This window comes from Streptomyces sp. NPDC006552 (genome assembly GCF_040611655.1).
Taxonomy (GTDB): domain Bacteria; phylum Actinomycetota; class Actinomycetes; order Streptomycetales; family Streptomycetaceae; genus Streptomyces.
This window is the reverse complement of the sequence record NZ_JBEXOS010000014.1, coordinates 128,137-135,981: the sequence shown is the minus strand read 5'-3', so window position 1 is coordinate 135,981 and position 7,845 is coordinate 128,137. Positions and strand designations below refer to the sequence as shown.

7 protein-coding genes are annotated in these 7,845 nt (G+C 75.7%); 3 read left to right on the top strand and 4 right to left on the bottom strand.

What is annotated here, in order from left to right; genetic code table 11:
• Positions 1–147: 147 nt before the first annotated feature.
• Positions 148–768, top strand: coding sequence for a TetR/AcrR family transcriptional regulator (locus tag ABZY33_RS11845; RefSeq protein ID WP_356491370.1), 621 nt, complete (start codon positions 148–150; stop codon positions 766–768).
• Positions 769–787: 19 nt separating this feature from the next.
• Here the strand turns inward: ABZY33_RS11845 and ABZY33_RS11840 are convergent, their stop codons facing one another.
• On the bottom strand, positions 788–1,648 hold the full coding sequence (locus ABZY33_RS11840) for a MaoC/PaaZ C-terminal domain-containing protein (RefSeq protein ID WP_356491364.1): 861 nt from the start codon (positions 1,646–1,648) through the stop codon (positions 788–790).
• 110 nt (positions 1,649–1,758) lie between these two features.
• Complete coding sequence (locus ABZY33_RS11835) at positions 1,759–3,099, bottom strand: 3-oxoacyl-ACP reductase (protein ID WP_356491363.1); 1,341 nt, start codon at positions 3,097–3,099, stop codon at positions 1,759–1,761.
• A gap of 69 nt (positions 3,100–3,168) precedes the next feature.
• Here ABZY33_RS11835 and ABZY33_RS11830 point away from each other — a divergent pair, with 69 nt between their 5' ends.
• The gene (locus tag ABZY33_RS11830; protein ID WP_356491362.1) at positions 3,169–4,464 is read left to right on the top strand and encodes an acetyl-CoA C-acetyltransferase; all 1,296 of its coding nucleotides are present in this window, start codon (positions 3,169–3,171) and stop codon (positions 4,462–4,464) included.
• A 20-nt stretch (positions 4,465–4,484) separates the two neighbouring features.
• Here ABZY33_RS11830 and ABZY33_RS11825 read toward each other — a convergent pair whose 3' ends face one another.
• Positions 4,485–5,327 (bottom strand): helix-turn-helix transcriptional regulator, encoded by an 843-nt coding sequence (locus ABZY33_RS11825; RefSeq protein WP_356491361.1) that lies wholly within the window; start codon positions 5,325–5,327, stop codon positions 4,485–4,487.
• Positions 5,328–5,546: 219 nt separating this feature from the next.
• Between ABZY33_RS11825 and ABZY33_RS11820 the strand changes: the two genes are divergently transcribed.
• Positions 5,547–6,980, top strand: coding sequence for an MFS transporter (locus ABZY33_RS11820; protein WP_356491360.1), 1,434 nt, complete (start codon positions 5,547–5,549; stop codon positions 6,978–6,980).
• Here ABZY33_RS11820 and ABZY33_RS11815 read toward each other — a convergent pair.
• On the bottom strand, positions 6,960–7,805 hold the full coding sequence (locus ABZY33_RS11815) for an AraC family transcriptional regulator (protein ID WP_356491359.1): 846 nt from the start codon (positions 7,803–7,805) through the stop codon (positions 6,960–6,962). The genes ABZY33_RS11820 and ABZY33_RS11815 overlap by 21 nt on opposite strands.
• Positions 7,806–7,845: the final 40 nt, after the last annotated feature.

The window sequence follows — 7,845 nt, the reverse complement described above, 5'->3', positions numbered from 1 at the left end:
GTGCCCCGCTCCCGGACTCCGGGGGCGGGGCACGGCCGTACCCGGGACTCCGCGGCGCTGCGTAGGGTTGAGCGCGGCAAGGCGGGTGGCGGAGAGGCGGCTGGGGTGGGCGGCGACGTGGCGGGGCGGCAGCGGTCGCGGGGGCGGATGCCCCGGGCCGAGCGGGAGCGGCAGATGCTGGACGCCGCGGTCCGGGTCTTCGGGGAGCGGGGCTACCGGGCGGCGTCCATGGACGAGATCGCCGAACTCGCCGGGGTCTCCAAGCCGTTGGTGTACCTGTACCTGAACTCGAAGGAAGAGCTGTTCACCGCCTGCATCCGGCGGGAGGCACGGGCGCTGATCGCGGCGGTGCGGGCCGGGGTGCGCCCGGACGTGCCCGCCGACCGCCAGCTGTGGGAGGGGCTGACCGCCTTCTTCGCGCACACCGCCGAGCGCCCCGACGGATGGGCGGTGCTGCACAGCCAGGCGCGGTCGGGCGGGGAGCCGTTCGTCGCGGAGGTCGGGGTGGCGCGGGCGGAGATCGTCGCGTTCGTGACCTCCCTGATCGCGGACGCGGCCGGGGAGGCCCACCAGGAGCCGGGGCCGGCCGAGCGGGAGGTCGCGGGGCTCGCGCAGGCCCTGGTCGGCGCGGCGGAGGCGCTCGCGGGGTGGGCCAACGCGGACCCGGCCGTCTCGGCGAAGGAGGCCGCCACGACGATGATGAACTTCGCGTGGTCGGGCCTGGGGAACCTGATGGAGGGGCGGCGCTGGCCGCCCCGCCGGGCCTGACCCCACGACCGGCCGGATTTCAGCGGGCGCCGAGCGCGCGCACCTCTCCCCGGACGTGGACCCGGTCGCCCCGCGCGGCCCGCAGTTCGAAGGCGGTGCCCTCGGCGGCGTAGGTGACGGTGCCGGGCAGCAGTACGGGGGCCCGGAACCGCGCGTGGACGTGGACGGGCCCGCTCGCGCCGTGCTGCGCGAGGCAGCGGGCGACGGTCCACATGCCGTGGGCGATGGCGCGCGGGAAGCCGAAGAGGCGGGCGGTGAGCGGGTGCAGATGGATGGGGTTGCGGTCACCGGACGCGGCGGCGTAGCGGCGGCCGAGGTCGCCGCGCAGGGACCACTGCGCGAGGGGCGGCAGTGGTGCGTCCGGTTCGGTTCCGGGTTCAGGTGCGGCCGGTGTCGTGCGGTGGCGGGCCAGGTAGGTGCTGGCCGACTGCCAGACCGGCCCGTCGGCGGTCCGCAGCTCGGTGCTGACCACGGCTTCCGTGCCGCGCCGGTGCGGCCGCAACTCGGTGACCTGCACCGCCAGTTCGTAGGGGTCGGCGGGGGAGAGGTCCCGGTGCTGGGTGATGTCGATGGAGGTGTGGACGAGGCCCAGCAGCGGCAGCGGGAACGCGCGCTCCGACATCAGCCGCATGGCCGCCGGGAACCCCAGGAGGTGCGGGTAGGTGACGGGCAGTTCGGCCCGGCCGGTCGGGAAGGCGCAGACGCGTTCGTACGCGGCGAGGTGGTGCTGCGCGATCCGCCGGCCGGGCAGCACGATCCGGGTGGCGGGCGGCACCGCGCCGGGCCGGGGCCGCTTGAGCGGGGAGAACAGGGCGCCGCGGGCCATGAGGGGGAGCAGGGCGGGCGGGGAGGCGAGGGTGACGGTGCGGGGTGCGGTCATGTCGGGTCCTGGGGGTGGGGACGGAGACGACGGGGCCGGGCGGGGGTGCGGGGTGGCCGGGTCCGGTGGGGCGTGTGCGGTTATTCGGCTCCGGTAGGGCGGGTGCGGGGTCAGGCGCCGAGCAGGCTCTGGCCGCACACCCGTACTACTTGCCCGTTCACGGCGGCGGAACCCGCGGACGCGAGCCACGCCGTGGTCTCCGCCACGTCCACCGGCAGGCCGCCCTGGCCGAGGGAGTTCATCCGGCGTCCGGCCTCGCGGATGACGAGCGGGACGGCCGCCGTCATCTTCGTCTCGATGAAGCCGGGGGCCACGGCGTTCACGGTGACGCCGTGCCCGGCGAGGGCGCGCGGGGCGAGGGAGCGGACGAGCCCGATCACACCGGCCTTGCTCGCCGCGTAGTTGGTCTGGCCGGTGTTGCCCGCGATGCCGGCGATGGAGGCCGTGGTGACGAGGGTGCCGCCCCGCCGCACGGCGCCCGCCTTCAGCAGGGCGTCGGTCGTGCGCAGCACGGCGGCGAGGTTCACGTCCAGGACCGCGCTCCAGCGCGCCGCGTCCATGTTGGCCAGCCGCCGGTCGCGCGTGATGCCGGCGTTGTGGACCACGACGTCGAGCCCGCCGGAGGTGAAGTCGGCGATGTGCTCACCCGCGTCCCCGGCGGTGATGTCCAGCGGCAGCGCCCGCCCGCCGAGCCGTTCGGCCACCCGGTCCAGGTCGGCCCGGGCGGAGGGCACGTCGAGGAGCACGACCTGCGCCCCGTCCCGTACGAGGGTCTCGGCGACGGCCTCGCCGATGCCGCGCGCGGCGCCGGTGACCAGGGCGGTCCGTCCGGCGAGCGGCCGCGCCCAGTCCGCGGGGACCACCACGTCGCCGTCGCCGGGCCCGACCTCGACGACCTGTCCGCTGACGTAGGCGGAGCGCGGGGAGAGCAGGAAGCGCAGGGTGGACTCGGCGGCGGCCACCGGTCCGGCGATCCGCACGAGGTTGACCGTGCGGCCGCGGCCGATCTCCTTGCCCAGGGAGCGGACGAACCCTTCGAGGCCCTGCTGCGCCGCGGCCTGGTGGTGGTCGTCGGCGGAGAGCGGCGCCCCGAGCACGAGCACGCGGCCGCTCGTGGCGAGCGTGCGCACGACCGGGTGCAGGGCGGCGTGCACCTCGGCGAGCGTCTCCGGGCCGTCGACGGCGGTGGCGTCCACGACGACGCCGACCGGCTGCTCCCGCCGCGCGCCGCCCGAGAGCGAGCCGCGGACCTGGAGGCCGGTGCGGCCCAGCAGCTCCGACAGCTCCCCGCGGTGCGCGGAGGGACCGGCGGTGAAGTGCAGCAACTGACCTTCGAACACCGGGTGTGCGGCGCTCCAGCGGCGCAGCGGCGCGGGCTGCGGCAGGCCGAGGCGGCGGGTCAGGAAGCGGCCGGGGGCCGTGCCGGTGAAGTTCAGATAGCGATCGGCCATTGTCCAACTCCCTGCGCGGTCGTAAATTTACTTCGGAGTAAGGTTACTCAGTAGTCAGGAGTTGTCGAGATGGTACGCCCCGCCAAAAGTCCGGCACCGCCCCGCCGAGTCGCCGTCATCGGCGGCAGCCGCATCCCGTTCGCGCGCTCCGACGGCCCCTACGCGACGGTCTCCAACCAGCAGATGCTGACCGTGGCCCTGGACGGGCTCGCGGGCCGCTACAAGCTCCACGAGCCGGGCGCGGTAGGCGAGTTCGTGGCCGGCGCGGTCCTCAAGCACAGCCGCGACTTCAACCTCGCGCGTGAGACCGTGCTCGGTTCCATGCTGGACGCGCGCACGCCCGCGTACGACATCCAGCAGGCCTGCGGCACCGGACTCCAGGCCGTGATCGCCGCCGCCAACAAGATCGCGCTCGGCCAGACCGACAGCGCGGTCGCGGGCGGCGCCGACACCGCGAGCGACGCCCCGCTCGGCGTCAACGACGACCTGCGCACGATCCTGCTCGCCGCCCGGCGCGCCAGGACGACGGGGGCCCGGCTCAAGGCCCTGGCGCGGATCAGGCCGGGCCACCTCGTCCCCGACATCCCGCGCAACGCCGAGCCGCGCACCCGGCTGTCGATGGGCGAGCACGCGGCCGTCACCGCCCGCGAGTGGGGCATCGCGCGCGCGGACCAGGACGAACTCGCCGCGACCAGCCACCAGCGCCTCGCGGCCGCCTACGACCGCGGGTTCTTCGACGACCTGGTCGTGCCGTACCAGGGGCTCGAACGGGACCAGAACCTGCGGCCCGGCTCGACCGTCGAGAAACTCGCCACGCTGAAGCCGGTGTTCGGCGCCGACGACCCGCACCCGACCATGACGGCGGGCAACTCGACGCCGCTGACGGACGGGGCGGCGGTGGTGCTCCTCGCGAGCGAGGAGTGGGCCGAGGCGCGCGGCCTCGAACCGCTGGCCTACCTGAGCGCGTACGAGACGGCCGCCGTCGACTTCGTGGGCGGGGACGTCACCGGGGGCGGCGGGGACGGGCTGCTGATGGCGCCCGCGTACGCGGTGCCGCGGATGCTGGAGCGGGCCGGGCTCGGGATGGCGGACTTCGACCTCGTCGAGGTGCACGAGGCGTTCGCCTCACAGGTGCTCGCGACGCTGGCCGCCTGGGAGAAGCAGGGGCTTGCCCCGGTCGACCGGGCGCGGCTCAACACCGCCGGGTCCTCCCTGGCCACCGGCCACCCCTTCGCCGCTACGGGGGCGCGGATCGTGGCGACGCTCGCCAAGCTGCTCGCCGAGCGCGGCGGGCCGGGGCGCGGCCTGATCTCCGTCTGCGCGGCGGGCGGCCAGGGCGTGACGGCGATCCTGGAACGCGCCTGACCGGCGGCGGCCCGATCCGGCTACGCGCGCGCCGCCGGATCGAGCCGCAGCAGCGCCTCCTCGTCCGGGGAGCCGGCCGGCGCCTGGTAGACGACCAGGCGCTGGCCGCCCGACCGGGCGAGCTGCATGACCTCGTAGGTGAGGGTCATCCCGCCGACCTTGGGGTGGTCGAAGGTCTTGGTGCCGCCGCTGCGCTCGCACACCTCGTAGCGGTCCCACATCCGTGCGAACTCCGGTGACTTGAGCAGCAGTTCGCCGATGAGCCGGACCATTCGCGGGTCGTCGGGGTCGGTGCCGCCGAGCGCGCGCAGATGCGCCACCGACTTGGCGACGGTCTCCTCCCACGGGACGTACAGGGAGCGGCCGGCCGGGTGCAGGAAGAGGTAGCGGGTGACATTGCGCTGCTCGGGCGGCAGGTCCCAGATGCCGGGGAGCAGACGGCGGCCGGCCGGGTTGGCGGCCAGCAGGTAGCTGTACCGGCTGACCACGTAGGCGGGCATCGGACGCAGCGCCTCCAGCATCTGGAGCACCGAGTCGCGGACCGTGTCGTCGGCCGTCGGGTGGGGCGCGGTGAGCCGGCCGGACGCCAACTCGGCGAGCTCGTGCAGCCGTTCATACGCGTCTCCGCGCAGCCGCAGGACGCGGCCGAGGGCGTCGATCACGGCGGTCGACGGGTTGGTCTCGCGGCCCCGTTCGAGGCGCGTGTAGTAGTCGACGCTGACGCCCGCGAGGGTCGCCAGCTCCTCGCGGCGCAGGCCCGGCGTGCGGCGCAGGCCCGTCCCGGCGGGCAGGCCCGCCTCCGCGGGGGTGACCTGCGCCCGGCGGGCCCGCAGGTACCTGCCCAGTTCCGTGGTGTCAGCCATACCCGCATTCTCCCCTGCGGGCAGGCCTGTTGGGGGGCCGTGTCAGGGCCAGGAACGCGGCACCCCGGTGGGACGCGGCCTGCCACGGCGCGCCGGACGCCGGAAGACTCAAGGGCGTTGCGGGTGGCCGGGGCCACCGGGCCCAGGGGGTGCGCGTCACCGGTCCGCGGCCCGCGAACCCTGCCCGCCCGCACTCACTTCCCGCCCTTGGAGGCCAGCGTGACGCTCACCCTGCCCGGCTCCGGCACCCGTGCCGGCCGCCCGACCGACCCGGCACCGGGCCCCGCGCGGGCGCCGGGTGGGGCCACCGCGCTGGTGGCGGCCCTGCTCGGCTTCACGGTCATCACGATCGACGTGTCGGCCGTGAACATCGCGCTGCCCGGCATCCGGGCCGCGCTGCACGGCGGGATGACCGGGCTGCAGTGGGTGGTGGACGCCTACACGCTGATGTTCGCCGGGCTGATGCTCTCCGCGGGCGCGCTCTGCGACCGGGCGGGGGCGCGCCGCGCCTACGCCTGGGGCACGGGCCTGTTCACGCTCGCCTCGCTGGCCTGCGCCACGGCCCCCGGCATCGGCGCGCTGGTCGCCGCCCGGACCGTGCAGGGCGGGGCCGCCGCGGTCCTGATGCCGGCGTCCCTCGCGCTGATCCGGCAGGCCTACGACGACCCGCGGCGCCGGGCGCGGGCCGTCGCCCTGTGGACGGTGGGCGGTTCGGTCGCGATGGCGGCGGGCCCGGTACTCGGCGGGGTCCTCACGGAGACGGTCGGCTGGCGGGCGGTGTTCTTCCTCAACCTGCCGGTGGGCGCGGCCATCGCCGTCCTCCTCCCGAAGGTGGCGCCGTCCCCGCGCCGGCCCGCGCCGCTGGACCTGCCCGGCCAGTGCACGGCCGTCCTGGCGCTCGCCGGGCTCACCTTCGCCGTCATCGAGGGCGGGCACGCGGGCTGGACGGCGGCGCCGGTCCTGGCCTCCGCCGCGCTGGCCGTCCTTTCCGCTCTGGCCTTCTACGTCACCGAGAAGCGGCACCGGGCGCCCATGGTGCCGCCGGCGATGCTCCGCTCCCGCGCCGTCTCCGTCTCGCTCGCGGCCGGCTTCGCGATCAACGTGGCGTTCTACGGGCTCGTCTTCCTGCTGGGTCTCTACCTCCAGCAGGCGCGCGGGATGTCGGCGCTCACCGCGGGGCTGGTGTTCGTGCCGCTGGCCGTGATCATCACGGGGACGAACCTGGTCTCGCCGCGCGTGGCGGAGCGGTTCGGACGCAGACCCGTCATCGTGACCGGCCAACTGGTCCTGGCCCTGGCCATGTTCGTGCTGCTGCCGCTGACCGCGCACACGCCGATGTGGCTGCTCCTGGTGCTGCTGGTGCCCACGGGTCTGGGCGGGGCGTTCGCCGTCCCGGCGCTGACCGCGCTGCTGATGGACTCCGTCCCCGGGCCGCGGGTGGGCACCGCCTCCGGGCTCCTGAACGCGTTCCGGCAGACCGGCGGGGCGCTGGCGGTCGCCCTCTTCGGGACCCTGGTCGCCCCGGGCGGGGAGGTGTTCTCGGTGGCCGGGATGCGGGTGAGCCTGCTGGCAGCCGGTTCGCTCCTCTGCGTCACCGCCGCCCTGGCCGGTGTCCTGCTGCCCCGGCCCCGCTCAGCCGCCCCAGGGGCCTGACCCGCGCCCGCGCGCGTACCGACCCGGCGGTACCCCGACCACCCGCTTGAAGTGCCGGGTCAGATGCGACTGGTCGTAGAACCCGCACTCCGACGCCACCTGCCCGGGGGCCCGCCCCGCCAGCAGCAACCGCCGCGCCCGGTCCACCCGCCGCGCCATCAGGTACTGATGCGGCGCGATCCCGTACGCGGCCCCGAACGAGCGCACCAGATGAGCGGGGTGCGCGTGGACCAGCCCCGCGGCCTCGCCCAGCTCGACCCCCTCCACCACCCGCGCGTCGAGCAGCTCCCGCAGCGCCCGCGCCACCCGCCGGTCCGGCCCCGGCCGGGGCGCCTGCGCGAGGCGCGGCCGCAGCCGCTCCCGCAGCCGCTCGCCGACCAGCGTGAGCCGGGCTGCCGCCTCCAGCTCGTCGCCGGGCCGGGCCAGGGACGTGTGCAGCTGGCTGATGCGGTGGCGCAGCTGCGGATCGGCCAGATCGGGCGTGTCGACGGCCGGCCCGATGAACGACGCGTCCAGCGGCCCGCCCCCGGCGTCCAGGTACAGCACCCGCTTGCGGAAGCCCAGCGGCGTCGCCGCCGATCCGTTGTGCGGCACCTGCGGCGGCAGCAGGGAGACGGTGCCGAGCGGAGTGCCGTGCTCGTGCCGCTCCAGGTCGTAGCGGACGGCGCCCTCGTCGACGATCAGCAGCGTCCAGGTGTCGTGCACGTGCATCGGATAGGCGTGCCGGGTGAAGTGGGCGTGGAAGACCTCCGTGACGCCCCGCACCGCGGGACGCCACGCGGTGATCTCCTCGGACTCCCCGGTCCGTACGCCGCCGGCCGCCATGCAAAAAACGTACAAGACCGGGCGCCCGCCCGGACGGCAG

What these genes read in the sequence shown, in the direction of transcription:
- ABZY33_RS11830 (WP_356491362.1), top strand. Translation starts at nt 3,169, where the DNA reads ATGGTACGCCCCGCCAAAAGTCCGGCACCGCCCCGCCGAGTCGCCGTC.
- ABZY33_RS11840 (WP_356491364.1), bottom strand. Translation starts at nt 1,648, where the DNA reads ATGACCGCACCCCGCACCGTCACCCTCGCCTCCCCGCCCGCCCTGCTC.
- ABZY33_RS11835 (WP_356491363.1), bottom strand. Translation starts at nt 3,099, where the DNA reads ATGGCCGATCGCTATCTGAACTTCACCGGCACGGCCCCCGGCCGCTTC.
- ABZY33_RS11845 (WP_356491370.1), top strand. Translation starts at nt 148, where the DNA reads ATGCCCCGGGCCGAGCGGGAGCGGCAGATGCTGGACGCCGCGGTCCGG.
- ABZY33_RS11825 (WP_356491361.1), bottom strand. Translation starts at nt 5,327, where the DNA reads ATGGCTGACACCACGGAACTGGGCAGGTACCTGCGGGCCCGCCGGGCG.
- ABZY33_RS11815 (WP_356491359.1), bottom strand. Translation starts at nt 7,805, where the DNA reads ATGGCGGCCGGCGGCGTACGGACCGGGGAGTCCGAGGAGATCACCGCG.